Below are 20,192 nucleotides of genomic sequence, written 5' to 3'. Positions count from 1 at the left end.
CTTTATGCACCTTTTGCGCGTTTTGCGCGAAAGGTGCATAAAGTAAGCCGCCGATGAGCACCTCGTTAGTTGCTTTTTTGGACTCCGAAAATCTCATCTAGCACGGCCTCCCCTCGGTTAGTTGGAGCCAGCTCATACTGCCATTTATTGTCTCTTGAAAATGAGCTACTCCAGTTCCATGGATCATTAATGAAGCTTTCCAAATCATCATTGGTTAATGTCTTTACAGACTCAACAGAGTATGGCTCTTTGGAAGCTCTATCAATCTGACAGAGTGAAATCAGGCCCTTTGACACCAATGAATTTACAAGGCCAATTGCCAGCTCATATTTTTCAATGAGGCTATCTTCCGTAGCATCAGAATGAATCTCTGATATTAACTCTGGTAGAGTTTTACCGAAATCAGTCAACTCAACCAATAGCCACTTTTCGTTGTCTGACAAGCTGATGGTTATAATCTCCCTGAGCAACTAACGCCGCGCTCAGGGGCGGCTTACCTTGTGTATGTTTTGTGCAAAAATGGGAGCGAAGCGACCGCACAAAAGGTGCACAAGATAAGCCGTCCCTTTGCAGCGCATTGTTATGCGGTTACTGCGATACATGTATGAAAACGTACCTACTATCTGAACGGACAGACGAAACTGAAGTAACTCCATATTTTTGAATTACCGCGATTCTCTCCCATTTCTCTGCACCACCAATTTTCTTAGGTTGCAGCTTCCACTTAGAATTTACAATCTCTAAAAGGTTTTTGTAATCCACCGCGTCTAGTTCCAGCAGAAAACTTTCATTATATCCTTGCCAAATATCCAAGAATTTGGGAGATCGCCCATGCTGGACAAGCGCATATTGTTTTAGCGGGGCATACCCTAGCGCTTGATCCAGTATCTGACTCAATTCAGGCTTACTTGAGCAGCCTGATAATAACAGCACTAAAAGAATAATTACGATGAATCTCATATTACGCATAACGCCCAGCGCAGGCGCAGCCAGCGCGGAGCGCCTTTTGTGTTAATGTTTGAGCGCCAGCGAGTAACACAAAAGGTGCGTAGCGTTGACTGTCGCTCTGCCGCTGATTGTTATGCTCCGCTACAAGGTTCCAAAGGTCAGCCACTTGAAGCAAGCTTTACTGAGCATGGTGTCGGAAGCCTCAGACAGCAGCTTTTCATCTTCTTGAGTTAATACACTTCTCCATCGACCGTTCTTTCCCTTATGAAAAAATGTATCTGGGCCATTTTTAAATAGGCGATAGCCACCAGGAAATAATTTATTTAGATTTTTCTTCGTAGATTCAAAGGAAGTGTAATTGGCCAAGGAATTCGCTTCCTCATCGGAAATCTCGACCTCAATAAATTTGGCGACACGCTTAATTTCTGATTCACTATCAAGCAGTAGGTTGTTGTAATGCACGTGTAACACATTATCCAAATCTTTCACATCAAACCATGACTGCACATGCCTCAAGTTTGACCAGAAAGGATACCCCTCGCTCTCCCATTCAAAATACCCCTTTGTTAGCCATGACTTCCAGAATTCATGGATGCTATCAGGGCACGGTGGTATAGGATGGACACCTAGTGGAAGGTCACTATTAACCAAGTCAACATCCATATTTTTGTAGTGATTCCAGAGAGACATAAAGACATCCCTAGGATCACGATCAACTACAATATATTTAATATTTTTATCATATTTAATTGCATCGAAGGGCAAATGGGTCTTAATGAACCTTCGTGAAGACTGCTCTTCAAGACGCGAAAGTATCTCCTCCTCAGGTGCCGGCCTAAAATCTATCCAGTGCCCCACCTCTCTCAATAACGGTGGATTTTTGATGCCATGCAAAAGTCCTAAAACAATCATTTGCATCCACGTAGTGCCAGATTTAAAAGGAGTGGCAATTACGATATCTCCACTTCTTGGCTCGAATTTCTGCCATCTATCACTATCTAAGAAGGGGTGTAAATACCTTCTTCTGGCTGACATATTTTTCTCCATGCTTACTGAGCATAACGCTGAGCTAACCGGCAGCCAGTGCGAAGCACGCTTTTGGCTGTCCGACGGAGGCCGCTTGCGGCCGGAGTGTAGTTGAGCGTTTTGTTATGTGTGGTGAGTATGATCAACCTGAACCAACTAACTTAGCTATTAAGATTGCTAACCCCACCAAAGAAACCAGCCCCACCATGGATACAGTAAAGTTGGTGAAATTTGAAGCTTGTTCGTGATCAGTAATGGCCTTTTGAGGTAGCTTGCCAAAACTGATGGCGCGACATATAGGCCACCCCACATACCAAGCTATAACTTCAAAGCAAAGCTCCCAGATTAGCCACATTAAAGAGCGAACCACTACACTAACTAAGCGTAGTAACCCCTTCAGTGCCCCCTCGGCTATTTCTTCCAATGAATTTTCTCCTTAGGACACATAACGTTGCCAGCAAGGGCAGCCGAAGCAGAGCGTAGGCTGTCCAGCCCAGCCTCCGGCTGGGCGATCTTGCCTGGCCTGGTTATAGCTGGCGCGCTCTGAACGACCTACTTGCCCTCTGCCAGCCAAAGGTGGCTGGCCACTGCCCGATAAATTTATCGGGAAAAATACCATACTTTCCCTACCGATTAACTAACTGACTGGCACTCAAAGATGGCGCGGTTGGCTTGCAGGGCCTGCTAACTTAAAACGAAGGCACTTGAATGAAACTGCGGTACCAGCCGGTAGAAAATACTCTCTGAAAAAGTGTGTCCAGTTAGAGATCGATGCTTGTAGCAACTACAAAATATCTAAAAAATGACCGCCACAATAACAGTGTATTCAAAAGCTCCTGCATTATATCACCCTGCAACATATCCCAAGTTCAAAAAAACCAGTAAACCCAGAAAAAGACTTACAAATCAAGGGATTAGCAATCTCTGACATAGAAACACTCAAGTGGATATATTGCGGCTGCATTATATCTTGTTATTTTGTTGCTTTTGATCACTGATGCAAATCATTAAAAATCAATAAGTTAACGCTGATCTTACCGTAGATATGTGCACCTGCTTGTGATCTTCGATATCGACAGCAGTTGAAGACAGCAAATTCTGCACATAAAAATGGCAAAATAAACCAACATTTATGAAAATTTTGCAAGTGGATTTAGCCTTGAATGCATAAGCTAGCTGGAATATTTCCGCTAGATCCGGTCACTTCTGGGAAGGCCGCTTTAAGCCCCAAGCACAGCTAGATGGAAGAATTGTCCTAGCCGTCCATAAGGCCTAGCTTGATCTTCTCAGCCGATTTGGTGAAAGGTTCTGGCCACACTTCCATTCAACGGCGTATTCGTACTGCGATCTTAGTGAGTAACCCGAAGACTTGTACCTCTTGTAGACCGCAAGCCTTGCATTCCTTCAATGTAATGAGGTTTTGCCCTAGCCTAGCTGCACAAACGCCTGATACTGACTCAAAAATACCCGCCCAGACAACTTCTGCAAAAAACTACTTTTCTCCAGACAATCCATCACCGGCCCTTTAACTTCGGAGAGATGAAAACGAACCCCTCTATCAGCCAGGTTCGCATTCATAGACTCTAAAACTTCTAATGCACTCCAATCAATCTCATTCACCGCGCTGCACATCAGAATGACATGTCTCACCTGAGGATTATTGGCAAGGCCGGTATAGATACGGTCTTCCAGTACGCCGATATTAGAGAAAATCAGGCGGCCATCTACGCGGAAGGTGAGGATCTCGGGAACAGTTTTTACCTGGTGCCGGTGAATATTGCGAAAATGCTCGGTGCCCTCCACCAGGCCCACTTCGGCTATATGAGGTTTGGAGGCCCGATAGATAAATAATAATAAGGATGCGGCAACACCACAGGCTACACCGGGCTCGACGCCCATTAACAGGGTAACGGCGATTGTCAGGGTAACGGCAATAAAATCTGCCTTGGCAAAGTGCCAGGTTTTACGCAGGATGGAGAAGTCCACCAGGGAGAGAACCGCAACAATAATAGTAGCGGCCAGGGTGGTTTTCGGTAGGTAATAAAGAAAAGGAGTTAAAAAGAGCGCGGCCATCGCGATACCCAATGCCGTAAACAGGCTGGCAAATTGTGTCTGCGCACCCGCAGCATCATTCACTACCGAGCGAGAAAAGCCACCACTCACCGGGAAACCACCAGAAAGGCCGGAGCTGATATTAGCCATGCCCAGGGCAACCAACTCTTGATTACCATCAATTCTTTGTCGTCGCTTGGCTGCGAGGGTTTTGGCTACCGAAATAGATTCTACATAGCCAATAATGGCGATCATTAGTGCAGGCACAAATAAAGATTGCAGTAGCGGCAATGATAGGTTCGGCAGTGATAGCGGTGGTAAACCGGCGGGAATAGCGCCTACCAGCGCCACTTGTTGCGCTTCAAAATTCATGAAAGCTGATAAGGCAATGGTTACCAGCACACCCAGCACCGGTGCCGCCCTGGCAAACAGTTCGGCATTACTGCGAGACAAGCCCATTTTCTCCAGCCATTTTGCAGCAAAGGCTCTGGCCCAATAGAGAAAAATCACCACCCCCACTCCAGTTATCAAGGCGAGGCTATTGATGCTTTGCAGGTTCTGCCATAGCGATAGCAGTAACTCCGGTGCAGTATCACCATGGGCGGCCACCCCCAATAAATGCCGCAGCTGGCTGAGTGCAATCAATAATGCGGAAGCAGTAATAAAACCAGAGATCACTGGGTGGGAGAGAAAGTTCGCCAGCATGCCGAGACGTAAAGTGCCCAACAAAAAAAGTATTCCCCCGGAGAGCAGCGCCAGGGCGGCGGCCGCGCTCAGGTAATCCACCTCACCAGTAGCAGTGACCTCTCCCAGGGCGGCGGCACTCATCAGAGAGATCACTGCGACCGGCCCCACAGATAAAGTACTACTAGAACCGAAAATACCGTAGACCACCAGCGGCACCATACTGGCATAGAGGCCCACTTCCGCCGGCAGCCCCGCTAACAGGGCGTAGGCAAGGGATTGGGGAATCAGCAGCACCGTGACTATTGCTGCGGCGAGTAGATCCCGGTTAAAAGTGCGGCGGTTATAGGATTGAAAAGTAGTGAAGATGGGAAACCATCGGGAGAGTTTCTGCATAACTATGGTTTACCTTCCGCTTTTTCTCTTCACGCCGTCAGTTCCACCCGTTTTGTCACGGCACATGACAGACATTTAATTGCGGCACCCTCTTACAATGCATAGCGGTGCCGCAATCTCTGGTATATCCTAATGGCCATTAAAGCGCCTTTATTAGGCGCTCGATAGATTAGGGCTCGATAAGTTAGGAATCGATAGAGACCAGCGCGGCACTGACATCAAAGCCTGCTGCCTGAGCCTGGCTATGCAACTGTTTTTTATCGGCACCCATTAAAATTTTGGCCCCGGCCCAAACCTGACTTGAACGATTGCCGGTGCGGCAGAATGCATGAATTTTTTCACCGCTCTGCAATACATTGCGAAAGGCCTCGCAGTGCTCCCGGGTCATTCGCCCACGGGTAAAAGGAATCGCAATAAAGCGTAGGCCGGCGTTCTGAGCGGCCCGCTCCATGGCTTCGTAGCTGGGGTGTGCCTCACTCTCCCCTTCCGGGCAGTTGCAAACCACCACCTGTACACCACTCTGTGCCAGAGGTGCCATCTCTTCACAGGCAATATGTTCAGAAACGCTCACTTGCTCATCTAATTTTTTAATATTCATCGTCGCCTCGTTGTGACTGCGGCCCCAGCTAATCTTGGCTGCAGCGCTAGATTTACTTGGATTTTTTACAGCTGATTCAGCGGCACTTTTAGATAGACTGTGCCGTTGGATTCTGCCGGAGGAAACTGGCCGGCACGAATATTGACCTGCACTGAGGGGATAATCAGCCGCGGCATGGGCAGGCTGGCATCGCGTTTTTTACGGATTGCCACAAACTCGCTTTCGCTAATACCGTCGCGCAGGTGGATATTTTCCCGTCGCTGGGCCCCCACAGTGGTTTCACACTGGTGCTCCCGCTGACCCTGCGGTGGGTAATCGTGACACATGAACATGCGGGTTTCGTCCGGCAGGGATAATATTTTTTTCACCGACAAATACAGTTGTGCGGCATCGCCTCCGGGGAAATCACATCGGGCACTGCCCACATCCGGCATAAACAGGGTATCTCCCACAAACAGGGCATCGCCGATCAACCAGGCCATATCCGCGGGAGTGTGGCCGGGGCTATAAATCACCCGCGCCTCCAGCTCTCCCACCTGAAAATGTTCACCATCCTTGAATAGGTGATCAAACTGGCTGCCATCGGCAAGAAACTCCCTCTCCAGGTTAAAAACCTCGCGGAAAATCTTCTGCACCTGGCAAATCTGCTCACCGATGGCGATGCGTCCACCCAACTGCTCCCGCAGGAAAGGCGCCGCAGAGAGGTGGTCGGCATGGGCGTGGGTTTCCAGTATCCACTCCAGGGTGAGATTCTTTTCCCGGATAAACGCCACTATTTCTTGCGCACCCTTGTTGCTGGTACGCCCGGATGCCGTGTCAAAGTTGAGCACGGTATCCACCACGGCGGCCGAGCCACCGGCCCTGTCGTATACCACATAGCTCCAGGTTTCGGTCTCTCTGTCGAGGAACGGCCGCACCTGAGTGCTTTGCTTTACCTGCGGCATTTTTTGCCCTCCAAATTCACTACCCGATCAATATACATTTTGATAATATGTAAAACAATATATTATTATTTTGTAGATTGTTACCAGGCCAAGTTAATGCCCGATACCTCCAGCCTCGATTTAAACAAGATGCGCGATTCCGCCGGCCAAGCCGCGGCCATGCTGCGCTCCCTGGCCAACCAAGACCGCTTGTTACTGCTGTGCCAACTCAGCCAGGAAGAACTTAATGTAGGCGAACTTGAGGAACGCCTGGGTCTTCGCCAGCCCAGCCTCTCCCAACAGCTGGGTGTCCTACGCCGCGAGGGGTTGGTGGACACCCGCCGGGAGGGCAAACACGTTTACTACCGAGTAGCTGACCCACGGGTTCTGGCACTTCTACAAACTCTTTATCAACTCTACTGCGCGGAGTAACGCCATGACCATCGATTGGACTGCCTTCACCCCCGCCACGGCACTCGCCGGCGGTGCTCTTATTGGGCTCGCCAGCGTCCTATTGCTGATTTTTAATGGCCGCATTGCCGGCATCTCTGGTGTTTTAGGCGGCCTGCTGGAAGGCAGCTCCGGTATCGGCTGGCGCCTGGCTTTTATTATCGGCCTACTGGCTGCACCGCTGGCCTGGCAGCTCTTTGTCGCCCTCCCCCCCATCAAAATTGAGGCGGGCTACCCCACCCTGATCGCCGCCGGCCTGCTGGTGGGCTTCGGCACCCGTTTGGGCTCCGGCTGCACCAGCGGTCATGGGGTCTGCGGCCTATCCCGTCTCTCACCCCGCTCACTGGTCGCCACGTTAGTGTTTATGGCCGCGGGCTTTGCCACGGTTTATGTTGTGCGCCACCTGCTGGCCGCTTAAGAGAGGATCAAATGATGAAAACCACTGTGACTGCGTTACTGGCGGGCTTGATCTTCGGACTGGGCTTGTTGTTATCCGGTATGGCTAACCCGGAAAAGGTATTGGGCTTTTTAGATATTGCCGGCGCCTGGGACCCCTCCCTGGCACTGGTTATGGCGGGCGCCATCGCCGTCAGTCTGCCCGCCTTTCAATTATTTAAAGGGCGCAAAGAATCCCTATTAAAAGAAACCTTACAGTTGCCAACCAATACCCATATTGACCGCCGCCTGGTGATAGGCGGCCTGATGTTTGGGATCGGCTGGGGCTTGGCGGGCTTCTGCCCCGGCCCCGCCATTGTGGCGAGCGGTGCCGGGCTGGAAAAAGCACTGATATTTACCCTGGCCATGCTGGCCGGCATGGGCATCTTCAGGCTCGGCGCTCATAAGATGATCCCGGCGCGCGGATAAGGCGGACACCTAGGAGCGGCGGCACTGGTAAGCAGCGCCGTCGCTTCGGTCTATCTTGTTGAATCAAGGTATCGCCACCACCAAGTGGAGATCCGCCAATCAACAAAAGTAAAACATGCGTGTGCAGCAACTGATCCCCCTCTGGCTAAAACGCTACCAGCCCAAGTGGCTGATAGGGGATGCCGTGGCTGCAATCCTTGCCAGCATGATGTTGATTCCCCAGGCACTGGCCTATGCGGCGCTGGCCGGCCTGCCGCCCTACTTGGGACTTTATGCGGGTCTGCTGCCTCTGGTGGGCTATGCCCTGTTCGGCTCCAGCTCAGTACTCTCTGTGGGGCCCGTGGCAATACTGGCCCTGATGACCGCCTCCGCGCTTACCCCAATCGCCACGCCTGGCAGCGTCGAATATATCAATGGGGCCATATTGCTGGCCCTACTCAGCGGAATAATGCTGCTATTGATGGGTTTCCTGGGCCTTGGCAGCCTCTCCAATCTGCTGAGCCTACCGGTGGTCAATGGCTTTGTGTCCGGCGCGGCGGTGCTGATCATCGCGGGGCAAATAGCTCCGCTACTCGGCATTAAAAGTGAGGGGCACACGGCCCTGGAAATTTTGCTGAGCACGATTGATAACGGCCCGCTGAGCGACCCGGATGCAGCCCTGATGGGGCTGATTGCCCTATCCAGCCTGATTATCGCGCGCCTCGGGCTTCCTTTTTTACTGCGCACCCTGGGCGTTGAGGCCACACGGGCAAAGTTGCTATCGCGCCTGGCCCCAATGCTGGTTGTGCTGCTCTCCATCGCCCTCACCACCATTTTCCACTGGGAGCAGGATTTGCCCGTGGTGGGCGAAATCCCTGCGGGCCTGCCGGATTTCACCCTGCCGGTTTTTAATTTCTCCATGATTTACGAGCTATTGCTGCCGGCACTGATTATCGCCCTGCTCGGCTTTGTCGAGAGCCTCTCGGTGGCCCATACCATCGCCCTTCGGCGCGGGGAAAAGCTCGATGCCAATGCGGAACTACGCGGCCTCGGTACCGCCAATCTTCTCAGTGCCTGTTCCGGAGGGTTTGCGGTAACCGGCAGCTTTGCACGCACCGCGGTGAACGATGAAGCGGGGGCAAAATCACCGCTAAGTGGCATTATCGCCGCAGTGTTGATAGCCCTGGTACTGCTCTATGCCACCAAGGTGTTTACCGAACTGCCGGTGTGTGTGCTGGCCGCAACCATTATTGTGGCGGCAGCCAACCTGATTGACCTGCGCGCACTGGCACGACACTGGCACTATGACCGCACCGATGGCCTGGCCATGGGCGGCACCCTACTAGGCGTCATACTGTTTGGCGTGGAAGCGGGTATCGGCCTGGGCGTGGGGCTTTCTTTCGCTACCCTTATTTGGCGCGCCAGTCGGCCTCATATCGCCGTGGTGGGGCGTGTTCCCGGCACCGAGCACTTCCGCAATGTGCTGCGCTATACGGTAAAAACCCAGCCGGACATTCTTTTCCTACGCATCGATGAAAATTTGTTTTTCAGCAATATCAGCGCGGTAGAAGACCGCCTGTTTGCAGAGGTGAAACGGCAAAAGAGCCTGCATGACTTGGTGCTGATTCTCTCTTCGGTCAACCGCATCGACAGCACCGCCACCGAGCGCCTGCAGCAGGTCAACCAAGACCTGCTGGAGCGCAATATCCGCCTGCACCTGGCGGAAGTTAAGGGCCCGGTACTGGACCGGCTGGGACGCTCCAAGCTGCTGCAAGAATTAACCGGCCGGGTATTCCTCTCTGCCTACATCGCCGAACTGGCCCTGCGCCATCACAATATCAGTGACGATGGCCAACCCAGCGCTCCCCCCTCCCCCGCCGATCCCACTTGATCCACCACTTAGTTAACTTGTCTGCCAGCGCCAATTACTGGCAAAATATCCAGTATTTGGGCGAAGGACACCATGGCTGGCGATACACTGACACAGGAACAGCGGGCCATTGCGGATCACTCCGGGGGCCACGCCAAGATTATTGCCGTGGCCGGCTCCGGCAAAACCACCGCCCTGCTGCACTACGTAAAAAATCGCCTGGATACCGGCACCCCCGCCGCCCAGCTGCTGGTATTGATGTACAACCGCAGCGCGCGGGAGGATTTCGAGCGCCGTATGGGCCAGCTGGTCAGTAATCACATCCCGGCGGTGCACACCTTTCACAGCGTCGGCTACCGCCTGTACCAGCGCATGATGGCCAACGGCCATATCACCGCAGCGAATCTCAGCCCCCTGCCACAATCCAGCGTACAGCTGCAAATCTGGAAGGCCATTGAGGAGTGCGCTCCCACCCACGAGCTGGAGGAAATTCGCGAGCGCAAGCAGTCGGAAATCGAGGCCGCAGAATTTTTTATCGACTACAGCAAAACCCTTCTCTGTGGTGAACACAGTGCGCTCAAGGAACTAAAACTCGGCGACGAATACGGATATTTTTTACAGGTATTTCGCGCCTTCGAAGACTGGCGCCGCAGCCAGACAGCCGTAACCTATGCCGACCTGATCTACGACCCGGCAAAACTGCTCCATGAAAAACCGGAGCTGGCACAACAATACGGCGGAAATTATGAAGATATCCTGGTGGATGAGTACCAGGACATCAATGAGATACAGCACTTTCTGTTACGAGTGTTGCACGGCGGCAATGGCAATGTGATCGCCATTGGCGACCCCGACCAGACCATTTATGAGTGGCGCGGCTCCAAGCCGGAATTCCTGCTCAAACTCTTCGACCAGGATTTTCCGCCGTCTCGCATTTATCACCTGAGCCGTACCTTCCGCTACGGGCACCAGCTGTCCCTGGCCGCTAACCACTTTATTGAAAACAATCGCGACCGCGCCGAGATTTTTTGTGTCTCCGCCGATGGCGAGCGGCAAACCCCGATTGAACTGGTGAACACCGATAAAGAGGGGCGCTGGCTGGTAGAGCACCTGCGCCGTTGCCAAAAGCAGGGCCAATCTTTGGCGGGTATCGCCGTACTGGTGCGCCTCTGGTCTATTGCCGCACCGCTTGAGCTGGCGCTGCTGGCCAACAGCATTCCCTACCGCTCCGCCAGCCGTAACACGGTGCTGTCGCGCCGCGAACTGCGGCCACTGTTCTGGAGCCTGAATATCGCCTCGGGACGTTTTAGCGAACTCCCTCCCAAGCGGCGCCAGCAAGGATTGTACGAATGGCTCACCGCCCCGCATGTACGCATCCCTCGCAAAGTACTCGAACCCCTCTGTGCCACCCTCGCCACACAAGAGAAAAGCTGGGGCAAACAGCTGCTTGCGAAACTTCCAGAAACCCTGAGCAAACCCCAGGCCAAGCGATTGCGCCAAAGAGCGGAGCTTTTGATACAGATAGAGAGCTGGCGCGGCCACGCCGGCGAGCTGTTGCGCCGGCATATCGGTGAGCTGGAACTCCTCAGCGGTATTGCCGAAGACGCCTTCACCCGCCAGCAGGGTGAGGAGAGGCAGCAGACCATTTTGGCCTTCTACCAATATCTGGATACCCTCAAGCAACCTCCGGCACAAGCCTTAGCGCACCTGCAGGAATTGCAGCGGCAACACCGCGAGGGCGAGCAGACTGCCAGAGAGGCCATCCAGATCACCACCATGCACCAGGCCAAAGGGCTGGAGTGGGATCAGGTCATTATTCCCACCCTCACCCAGCACAATATGCCCTACCAGTCCCAGCGGGATTTCAGCACCCCCGCCTCCCTGGAGAGTGAGCGCCGCCTGATGTACGTGGCCATGACGCGGGCAAAGTCCAAACTGTTTCTGCTGGCCCCCACCGAGGAAGCAAAACGCAAAGACCCCGATGCCGCACAACCCTCGTTATTTATCGACGAAATGCAATTGCCTCTCAGCCAGCTGATGGCGCAATGCCTGCGCGAACGCCCCGAACATATCCATACCGATATCCCGGTCTCCCGCCAGGCCCTGCGCTACCTAGAGGCCTGCGACTACAACCCAACACTCAGCGCACCCGCCGCCCCCATACGCAAGCCCACCCAAGGCGAAGCCCTGCGCCACAACAAGCTCGGCCAGGGGCGGGTTTTAAAGTGGGAGGATCAGCGTATTGAGGTACAGTTCAGCGATGGTAAAACACGGCGCTTCGACTGGGTCACCCTGGCCCGCTATTTGGTGTAGCTCTTGGCAAGGTCTTGTTGTCACCTTGTAAGCCCATAGCGCCATCAGAGAGCGGGCTTGGCACCTACTCTCTTGGTAAGTTCAGCATGTAAGGGGTAAGGCAATGATTTGTAACGATTTTTTTAAGAAAACAGTTGACTTGGGTAAAGCGTCTCTATAATATCCGCACCCGTAACGCGCTCGTAGCTCAGCTGGATAGAGTACCTGGCTACGAACCAGGCGGTCGGAGGTTCGAATCCTCCCGAGCGCGCCATACAAAGCAAAGGCTTACGTCTCACGGCGTAAGCCTTTTTTGTTGTGGTGAAAATTAAATTGGGTGATCGCTCAAAATCTGTATATTTTGACAGCCCCGTATTTGCCCCCCACCCCAACATACAACTGACGCCTTAACGGCCCCATAAGTCAATCTATGTCTCCCAAATAAGGGGCAACAGCCTCAGTTAATCAAGTCACCACCCTCGGTAAATCCCCCCCCCCACCGAGTGGTATAGGCAGGCGATGTAAACGCCTGCCGCATCTTCCACTTTTTCTGAATGCCTTCAGCCCCCAGGAACAAAGTCCCGCGACCAAACTTTTTATTGATCCGGTCCATCGCCTGCATGGTCTGCCCTGCCCTGAGCGATTGCCCTGGAGTGAACAAATCACCCTGCCCCAGTGCGCGGGGGATTATTTCGATTAGCCCGACGCCCGCTTTCATAAAGCGGCAGCCTGGGCGGCATAAATGAGCAATGACTTCTCTCACCAGCCGCACGATTACCCGTGTGTCATCGGTGGGGTATGGGGTCTGCACTACGGCGCTGCGGCTGTAGTAGTTGGGTTCATGGGGTGAGGTGTGCAGGAATAGATGAATCGACTTCACCAGCGATTTCTGCGCGCGCAGTTTCTCTGCGGCCCTGCTGGCATAGAGGGTCGCAGCTTGCAGTATGAGCGCTAAGTCGGTGAGCTTTTCACCAAAGGGGCGGGTGCAATAGATCTGTTTCTTAGCTGGGGGCTCTTCCTCCAGGCCCAGACAGGGAATCCCGTTCAATTCTTCAATAGTGCGCTCAATATTCACATTGATACGGCGGCGCAAGATTTTCGGGTTTGCCTGGGCCAGGTCATAGGCAGTCTCTATACCGAAATCCGCCAGGCGCTTGGTGAGGCGACGACCTATGCCCTACACATCGTTCACAGCTGTGCGGCGCTGGATCCACTGCCACTTCTCGGGGGTATCCAATGCACAGACGCCATCGCACTTGGGGATTTTCTTGGCCGAGGTATACAAGGCCGAGAACCTGCACCATTTTGCGCAGGTTCCCTTTCCGCCGTTAGTCGCACGGCTCAACGCGCAGCTACTTCATGAGTTTCGTCGGCATATTCACCGGGTGATTGAGAGAACTTACCAGTTTTGGAGAAAGGTGCGCAGATAATCTAACTGCCACGAACCACCTTAGCATCCTTCACTGGCTGGGTAACAATCAGAAAGACGGCGTAGACCAACCAGGAAAAGAAAAGAACACCGAAGAACCATCCCACTTTTGCCCCACCATGGGAGCGACTGGAGATGAGTACATGCACTATTGGTACTATAAGAAGCAATATTATGATCAACTGCCAGATACTAATTCCACCAAATCCCATAGCGGCCTCCTAGCCTAGTATTGTTACCCTGTTACGAATGCATAACGTACCGCATCCTGTTAAATCAGCCCATAGACCGACACACCAAATTCAAAGCAATTGTTACTACATAAAATCAAATTGGTACTTCTGTAATGCCATCTCCCCAAAAAGTGGTACCTCTGCCTCAATATAAGCCGCAGTATCTTATCAAGCACACAAACTGAGAAGGGTAGCTTTTTTAAATTACACAAGCGGTCAGTCTTACGCTGAATGAAGATCATACAGCTTTTCTTGCAGAAAAAGATTCTACGCTAAGCGGGCTTGCAAAACACACCCACTATCGTAAATTAGGACCACTTTTAGGAGGTGAAGTAATCAATGGATAAATTTTGGGTTATCGATACTATTTGCACGGTCTTACCAACTAGTTCAGTCGAGCAAGATGGAAGCGATTTCTATTACAACCGCGCTGTTGTACCAGCAACCTCAAAAGAAGAGGCAATCGATCATCTTACCTCTAATTTCAACGAGGACGGGATATCTATTAAAGACATTACCAATATTGCCACCTACGAAGAGGGTGATTGGTCTAACGACATCTACAACCTTGACAGAGCATTCGAAAGGGCAAAACAGGGAAATAGAGTCTGTACCGCCACGTTTATTTCTTCGGATGTCTATGATTTCAAATACAGGGATTTGTAATGAGAACCTGTGCATTAACAGTCGCTGAAGCAGGCCCCAACTATAAGGTTGATGTATCGCTTGTTATCGGAGGGTCTGTTGAGAATAAATACGTTCTACGCACCACTTATGATTCATTGTCAGTCTGGAAGGCAAAATATGCAAAGAACATCTCCCCATTTTATCCTAAATTAAAAACCAACATTAAAGATGCGGCAATTATCGATAATGAAATATGGATTTTTGCTGTTGACGCCACCAATGAACTACATTTAATAGATGCAGTTAAGATAGGTGCAAGTTTTTACAAAATTCGGCCGGACGAAATAATCCGCAATGTCTATGTTAAAAACTTGAATTCCGAAAAAGAAAACAACATGGAAGTGGATGCTTTGATCAAAGCGAATATGCAACTCTATGAGAAATCTACAGAAGCAATTAAAAAAGCAGCGAGGTTTTTTGGCATAACAGAGAGCATTAATTTCCACGTTTTCAGCGCTGCTAAAAATCACAAACTCCCCAAAGATAATCTCAAAGACGCGCTAAAGTCCGGAGGAGCTAAAAATATTACAACTGACAAAAGAATACATCTATTCTTGACTGGCTCCAATGATGGTGAGAGAGAGGCTGAAATCCTCACCAACTTATATGTTGCCTCAATTTAACACGCAGCTTCCTTTTAATCAGGGTATCCTTCGAGAAGAGCAGCTAAAGAGTAATATTCCAGCCGATAACCACTCTAAAACTGCCCCACCAAAAGCCACTCCGACTTAGCTGTCTCCAATTTAATCAATCCATACTTTCGGGCAACATCCCCAAACTGCCTCGCATAGATTGCGCGAGCGGGTTGGTAGGGGGCAACCATTCGTCGGGACCTTTATCGCCCTTGGTTTGATTGTACCCATCATCCACCAGCCACAGGTTGGCCGGGTCTTCCGCGAAGTCATGATACTGTTCGCGATCTCAATTGGCACCGCCGAACTTGTGAGCCCTGGTGAGTAGGCCTATATGCTCAACATTCAAGTCCGAAGCCTGTTGGAAAAACTGGCCGGTATAGAGGGCCATCCATAAGACCGAAACGACAGTGCTTTAACATCAAAGGTAGTCAAACATCCAACACTAATTTTGATGACTGAGTCATATATGAATAGAACGGGACAACTGGGACACAAGAGTGTCCCAGCTCAGTCGAAAGCTTAAAGCTTAGTCAGCGCTTTTTGTGAAATGCAGACTGTCTTTCACTCGAACCCCGGTACTTGGATCAGCAACATACCAGGTTAGCTCGTAATCTCCAGCCTCAAACCACTCTGGTATCGTTAGATAATTTCGAGTGTAATCCTTTGCCTCAGAATAGTTCAACACGACATCCCGGGATTTATGTATGGGGTAATTATCCCCATTAGGAAGAGTGAGCACACTCCATTGATCAAGAGTAATCAATGATTGTGAAGAATCTAAATTGCGAATACTTGCATCATAATTGACTCTTCCCCCGTAGGAAGGTACTGAAAAATCGGCAGGTTCATCAAGCTCAATCGCCAGCTGAATATCAGATAGGTCCCCTTCAACAACCAGCTTAAAGTCCCAGAATTCAACATAACCACCGGATACGCTGACCGTAAATTTACCTTCCCCATCGAGGAAGTTTCTTTTCAGGAGGCTACCATTAAATCTTCCAGCACAAAAACCGAAACTTATCAGTTCTGAGACAGGATTGGGGTTTTCCTGTGTTGGAAAATCGAAGCTGTATATCATCCCTATTTCATGGGACTCAGAATAACCCAAAATGAAGGACCCGGCAGCAGGTTCACTTTCCAGTTCAAGAAATGCCTTAGAGGCATTTCCACCTTTAACCTCGGTACTGATACAAGCGTTATCAATGCTGTCGAATTGATAGCCAATATCTAAATCCACCTCGTACTCAACTCCATCTTCCATCTTGAAGGGGAACGGCTCACCTAAATCTATTTTTGTACTGATCGTATCTGCCTGAACCAAGGTCGATGCGCAGATTAAAGTGAAACTAGCGATAGAATTCTTCAATACAGCCCTATACTGAGGGTATTTACTTGTGATTTTTTTCAAAACGATATTCCATTACATACATTATGAGGCACAACAATACTTCGGACAGCTTTTTATAACCCAGTCATGAAAAAGCAAAGCCCTTGGCTTGAGAAAGGAAGAGCTGGGATACAAGAGTGCCCCAGCTCAGTCGAAAGCTTAAAGCTTAAAGCTTAGTCAGCACTTTTTGTGAAATGCAGACTGTCTTTCACTCGAACCCCGGTACTTGGATCAGCGACATACCAGGTTAACTCGTAATCTCCTGCCTCAAACCATTCTGGTATCGTTAGATAATTTCGAGTGTAATCCTTTGCCTCAGAATAGTTCAACACGACATCCCGGGATTTATGTACGGGGTAATTATCCCCATTAGGAAGAGTGAGCACACTCCATTGCTCAAGAATAATCAATGATTGTGAAGAATCTAAATTGCGAATACTTGCGTCATAATTGACTCTTCCCCCGTAGGAAGGCACTGAAAATTCGACAGGTTCGTCAAGCACAATCGCCAACTGAGTATCAGAGACATCGCCCTCTACAACCAGCTCAAAGTCCCAGAAATCCACATAACCACCGGACACATAGAATGTAAATTTACCTTCTCCATCAAGGAAATTTTTCGCCAAGATACTAGTTTCACCTTCGCAGAAGCTGATGTCTGCCATCTGCCAAACAGGATTGGGATTTTCCGGAGTTGGAGCATCCATAGAATAAAGGAGTCTTTGCGCATACGTTTGAGAAATAGGCATCGTGAGAGGTTTTACTGGCTCACTTTCTACCCTATAAAATGCTGCACCTGCATCTCCACCTGTAACTTCAGTTTTGATACAAATTTTTTCAATACTGTCGAATTGATAGCCAATATCTAGGTCCACCTCGTACTCAACTCCATCTCCCATCCTGAAGGGGAACGGCTCACCTAAATCTATTTTTGTACTGATCGTATCTGCCTGAACCAATGTCGACGCGCAGATTAAAGTGAAACCAGCGATAGAACTTTTCAACACAGCCCTATACTGAGGGTATTTGTTTGTGATTTTTTTCAAAACGATATTCCATTACATATATTATGAGGCACAACAATACTTCGGACAGTTTTTTATAATCCGGCCCTTAAAAAGCAAAGCTCTTGATTTGATAAAGGAAGAGCTGGGACACAAGAGCCCCCAGCTCAGTCGAGAACTTAAAACTTAGTCAGCACTTTTAGTAAAATGCAGACTGTCTTTCACCCGAACCCCGGTGCTTGGGTCAGTGACATACCAGGTTAACTCGTAATCTCCAGCCTCAAACCATTCTGGTATCGTTAGATAATTTCGAGTGTAGTCCTTTGCCTCAGAATAATTCAACACAACATCACGTGATTTATGAATGGGGTAATTATCCCCATTGGGAAGGGTGAGCACGCTCCATTGCTCAAGAGTAACCAATGATTGTGAAGAATCTAAATTACGAATACTTGCATCATAATTGACTCTTCCTCCATAGGAAGGCACTGAAAATTCGACAGGTTCGTCAAGTACAATCGCCAACTGAGTATCAGAGACATCACCCTCTACAACCAGCTCAAAGTCCCAGAAATCTATATAACCACCGGACACATTGAACGTAAATTTACCTTCTCCATCGAGGAAATTCTCTGCTAAGAGACTATTTTCTTTCCCGCAGATATTGATGCTTTCCTGCAACTGTGGCACAGGGTTAGGATTTTCTGATGTTGGAAGCTCTATACTCTTAACCAACATCCACGCATGCGACTCAATACGAGGGAGAGTGAAAGGTCCTGCAGGTTCACTTTCCGTTGTATAAGATACTCCGCCAGCAGTTCCATTTTTAACTTTAGTATTGATACAAACTTTCTTAATGGTATCGAATTGATAACCAACATCTAAAATTAACTCGTGCTTAATTCCATCTTCCATCCTGAAGGGGAAGGGTGCACCCAAGTCTATTTTGGTACTGATCGTATCTGCCTGCACCAAAGCCGATGCGCAGATTAAAGTGATTCCACCGATAGAATTTTTCAACACAGCCCTGTGCAGAGCGGATTTTGTAGCCAGTTTTTTCAAAATTACAACCTATTACATATACTATGAAACACATAAATACTTCGGACAGTTTTTTTAATGCCCAACCCTAACAAGGCCTGCAGCTTGATAACCGGTATTTATCACAGCCTTGAACGTCTCCAAATTGCGTAAAATACCTTTACAATGCCACAACCCTAAAACAACCAGGCCAAAACTGTCCGAAGTATTTTATTTCATTCTTTCCCCATGCCCCAAAAATTTTACCCTTATATACGTACCAACTAAGCCAACAGTTAAAAGCAGAGCGATTAACTAACCTGGTTATCTCAGTAAATATTATTTAACGCGGATAACATCTGCCCCAGCACCCAGCCAAATCGCTGTTTGCACTCTCAGTGATCTTCGGCAGAGCCCCCTGGCGGTTAGCAATATTCCAGCTGTGTTGCCTTTCACATACAACAGATTGTCCGCTTTATTCAGAGCCACTTTTGTCAAGCAAAGTTGTCTGCAGCCTAACATTGCCACATAGCGGGCAAGCTGGCCGACTTTACCGGCCCAGGCGCCGCTGCCTGAAGCCACTAGGTAGCGCTCGCCATTACTGGCAGTGCCCGGCAGATTGTTTTGTGCGGCCTGCTCTTCTAGCTGCAGTCGTGCGTCGATGGTATCCAGGGCTTGACGGCGGGCGCTAGGGTGTCCTCTTGTGCGAAGGGTTTGCCTTTATTGGGCATGTCGCTAAAGCTGTTTGATTTCTGCTAATAAGCAGATTTGTGCCTTCGGGCCTGGGCTGGTGATGCTGTTTAGCTAGCCAACTGCGATAGTGGCTGTGCCTAGGATGGTGAGCGTGGTTGGGTTGATCTCTGCGATCTGGTCACTCATCGATATCCGCTAAAAAACTGGCTTTGATCATAGACAGTGCGGCCACCCAAGCACCCTACTCCGAGCAATTGAAATACTAGCTGGCCAATGTCACCGACTCGGACCTGATTTTTGATCTATTCGACAAGCTGCGAGCAGCTTTACCTTGCCAGAAGTAGAGCAGTTCTGCGCGGCCTTTTTCATCAAGAGTAAGAGCAACACGGCGACTGCCAATACCTGCATGCCGGCATTTGAGCGTTGACAGGTCCGCCTAGCCGCCTATAAACAGGCCAAGGAAATGTTTGAGTGCAGCAAATGTGCGGTGATGGAACAGCTAGCGAATAACACTGCCGAGCAGGCCCTGCTAGGGGGCTTTAACAAAGCCGTGGACGAGGCGCGATCCTGGAAAGCAATGATGCCCACCAGAACCAGATGATGCAGCTTCTATCTGATCCAGAAAAGATCAAGCAGTTTTCCCGGCTGGTGTTTGATTTATTGAATAGACCGGAGTGACTCACACGAAAAACGGGTTAATGCCGGTTACAAATATATAGTGGGTATTGCCATAGCATGGCTCTAGGGCCTAGAGCTCTCCGCTTCCGCCCGCTTTAGCAACTTAGGCCATGCCAATCTATAGGTAGGGGATGATCCCCTGTCAGCAAAAACACATAAACGCCCTCGACTTTTAGGTATCTTGCCAGCTTGCATTTCTTTCAAGTGGAAGTACCTCGGTAGACAATTAGTGTTTTCGCTCTGCCCGTTGAGTACTTCAATCTTATGTCTCTCTTTCAGGGCGACTGGTTGGCATCGGCTCCCATAAGGTTCCTAGCTTATCCGTGTTGAAAATAACTGGCCTG

General features: G+C 50.0%; 21 protein-coding genes and 1 tRNA gene. 10 read left to right on the top strand and 12 right to left on the bottom strand.

All coding sequences use genetic code 11. The annotated features are described in order from the left end of the window. Positions 1 to 65: 65 nt before the first annotated feature. The 7 genes from FIU95_RS07470 to FIU95_RS07440 form a co-directional block, all read right to left on the bottom strand. Positions 66 to 443, bottom strand: a complete 378-nt coding sequence (locus FIU95_RS07470; protein ID WP_152452928.1) for a hypothetical protein — start codon at positions 441 to 443, stop codon at positions 66 to 68. 145 nt (positions 444 to 588) lie between these two features. Next, a complete protein-coding gene (locus FIU95_RS07465; protein ID WP_152452926.1) occupies positions 589 to 960 on the bottom strand; it encodes a hypothetical protein in 372 nt (123 codons plus the stop codon). 129 nt (positions 961 to 1,089) lie between these two features. Continuing rightward, positions 1,090 to 1,983 (bottom strand): sulfotransferase domain-containing protein, encoded by an 894-nt coding sequence (locus FIU95_RS07460; protein ID WP_172975345.1) that lies wholly within the window; start codon positions 1,981 to 1,983, stop codon positions 1,090 to 1,092. Positions 1,984 to 2,116: 133 nt separating this feature from the next. After that, the gene (locus FIU95_RS07455; RefSeq protein ID WP_152452922.1) at positions 2,117 to 2,398 is read right to left on the bottom strand and encodes a hypothetical protein; all 282 of its coding nucleotides are present in this window, start codon (positions 2,396 to 2,398) and stop codon (positions 2,117 to 2,119) included. A gap of 1,001 nt (positions 2,399 to 3,399) precedes the next feature. After that, the gene (locus FIU95_RS07450) at positions 3,400 to 5,106 is read right to left on the bottom strand and encodes a SulP family inorganic anion transporter (RefSeq protein WP_152452920.1); all 1,707 of its coding nucleotides are present in this window, start codon (positions 5,104 to 5,106) and stop codon (positions 3,400 to 3,402) included. A 184-nt stretch (positions 5,107 to 5,290) separates the two neighbouring features. Beyond that, positions 5,291 to 5,704 (bottom strand): TIGR01244 family sulfur transferase, encoded by a 414-nt coding sequence (locus FIU95_RS07445; RefSeq protein ID WP_152452918.1) that lies wholly within the window; start codon positions 5,702 to 5,704, stop codon positions 5,291 to 5,293. Between the two features lie 65 nt (positions 5,705 to 5,769). After that, positions 5,770 to 6,648 carry an MBL fold metallo-hydrolase gene (locus tag FIU95_RS07440; protein WP_152452916.1) on the bottom strand — a complete coding sequence of 293 codons (879 nt, stop codon included), beginning with the start codon at positions 6,646 to 6,648 and terminating at the stop codon, positions 5,770 to 5,772. Positions 6,649 to 6,744: 96 nt separating this feature from the next. Between FIU95_RS07440 and FIU95_RS07435 the strand changes: the two genes are divergently transcribed. From FIU95_RS07435 to FIU95_RS07410, 6 genes are all read left to right on the top strand, one after another. Next, the gene (locus FIU95_RS07435) at positions 6,745 to 7,059 is read left to right on the top strand and encodes a helix-turn-helix transcriptional regulator (protein WP_152452914.1); all 315 of its coding nucleotides are present in this window, start codon (positions 6,745 to 6,747) and stop codon (positions 7,057 to 7,059) included. 4 nt (positions 7,060 to 7,063) lie between these two features. Continuing rightward, the gene (locus tag FIU95_RS07430) at positions 7,064 to 7,495 is read left to right on the top strand and encodes a YeeE/YedE family protein (RefSeq protein WP_152452912.1); all 432 of its coding nucleotides are present in this window, start codon (positions 7,064 to 7,066) and stop codon (positions 7,493 to 7,495) included. Between the two features lie 11 nt (positions 7,496 to 7,506). Continuing rightward, positions 7,507 to 7,941, top strand: coding sequence for a YeeE/YedE family protein (locus FIU95_RS07425; RefSeq protein ID WP_216646316.1), 435 nt, complete (start codon positions 7,507 to 7,509; stop codon positions 7,939 to 7,941). 115 nt (positions 7,942 to 8,056) lie between these two features. After that, entirely contained in the window at positions 8,057 to 9,811 is a 1,755-nt protein-coding gene (locus tag FIU95_RS07420; protein ID WP_152452910.1) for a SulP family inorganic anion transporter, read from the top strand. Between the two features lie 72 nt (positions 9,812 to 9,883). Continuing rightward, positions 9,884 to 12,103 carry an ATP-dependent helicase gene (locus tag FIU95_RS07415; protein WP_152452908.1) on the top strand — a complete coding sequence of 740 codons (2,220 nt, stop codon included), beginning with the start codon at positions 9,884 to 9,886 and terminating at the stop codon, positions 12,101 to 12,103. A 176-nt stretch (positions 12,104 to 12,279) separates the two neighbouring features. Beyond that, a tRNA-Arg gene (locus FIU95_RS07410) sits at positions 12,280 to 12,356 on the top strand. A gap of 183 nt (positions 12,357 to 12,539) precedes the next feature. Here FIU95_RS07410 and FIU95_RS07405 read toward each other — a convergent pair. Then, entirely contained in the window at positions 12,540 to 13,175 is a 636-nt protein-coding gene (locus FIU95_RS07405; RefSeq protein WP_253868919.1) for a DUF4113 domain-containing protein, read from the bottom strand. Positions 13,176 to 13,254: 79 nt separating this feature from the next. Between FIU95_RS07405 and FIU95_RS07400 the strand changes: the two genes are divergently transcribed. After that, a complete protein-coding gene (locus FIU95_RS07400; RefSeq protein WP_216646376.1) occupies positions 13,255 to 13,512 on the top strand; it encodes a hypothetical protein in 258 nt (85 codons plus the stop codon). Position 13,513: 1 nt separating this feature from the next. On the opposite strand, the gene FIU95_RS07395 is transcribed toward FIU95_RS07400, so the two are convergent. Next, on the bottom strand, positions 13,514 to 13,723 hold the full coding sequence (locus FIU95_RS07395) for a hypothetical protein (RefSeq protein WP_152452906.1): 210 nt from the start codon (positions 13,721 to 13,723) through the stop codon (positions 13,514 to 13,516). 360 nt (positions 13,724 to 14,083) lie between these two features. Between FIU95_RS07395 and FIU95_RS07390 the strand changes: the two genes are divergently transcribed. Both FIU95_RS07390 and FIU95_RS07385 read left to right on the top strand, forming a co-directional pair. After that, positions 14,084 to 14,410, top strand: a complete 327-nt coding sequence (locus FIU95_RS07390) for a hypothetical protein (RefSeq protein WP_152452904.1) — start codon at positions 14,084 to 14,086, stop codon at positions 14,408 to 14,410. Further along, on the top strand, positions 14,410 to 15,054 hold the full coding sequence (locus tag FIU95_RS07385) for a hypothetical protein (protein WP_152452902.1): 645 nt from the start codon (positions 14,410 to 14,412) through the stop codon (positions 15,052 to 15,054). Before FIU95_RS07390 ends, FIU95_RS07385 begins: the two co-directional genes overlap by 1 nt. A gap of 538 nt (positions 15,055 to 15,592) precedes the next feature. Here FIU95_RS07385 and FIU95_RS07375 read toward each other — a convergent pair. The 3 genes from FIU95_RS07375 to FIU95_RS07365 all read right to left on the bottom strand — a co-directional run bounded on the left by FIU95_RS07375 (position 15,593) and on the right by FIU95_RS07365 (position 18,519). Next, complete coding sequence (locus FIU95_RS07375) at positions 15,593 to 16,474, bottom strand: hypothetical protein (protein WP_253868917.1); 882 nt, start codon at positions 16,472 to 16,474, stop codon at positions 15,593 to 15,595. 152 nt (positions 16,475 to 16,626) lie between these two features. Continuing rightward, positions 16,627 to 17,499 carry a hypothetical protein gene (locus FIU95_RS07370; protein ID WP_253868913.1) on the bottom strand — a complete coding sequence of 291 codons (873 nt, stop codon included), beginning with the start codon at positions 17,497 to 17,499 and terminating at the stop codon, positions 16,627 to 16,629. A gap of 144 nt (positions 17,500 to 17,643) precedes the next feature. Next, entirely contained in the window at positions 17,644 to 18,519 is an 876-nt protein-coding gene (locus FIU95_RS07365; RefSeq protein ID WP_253868911.1) for a hypothetical protein, read from the bottom strand. A gap of 1,114 nt (positions 18,520 to 19,633) precedes the next feature. Here FIU95_RS07365 and FIU95_RS21110 point away from each other — a divergent pair. After that, the gene (locus FIU95_RS21110) at positions 19,634 to 19,771 is read left to right on the top strand and encodes a hypothetical protein (RefSeq protein WP_172975344.1); all 138 of its coding nucleotides are present in this window, start codon (positions 19,634 to 19,636) and stop codon (positions 19,769 to 19,771) included. Positions 19,772 to 20,192: the final 421 nt, after the last annotated feature.

Origin of the sequence: Microbulbifer sp. THAF38 (assembly GCF_009363535.1) — a bacterium.
In the GTDB taxonomy this organism is placed as follows: Bacteria; Pseudomonadota; Gammaproteobacteria; order Pseudomonadales; family Cellvibrionaceae; genus Microbulbifer.
This window is presented reverse-complemented; position numbering and strand designations above follow the sequence as displayed.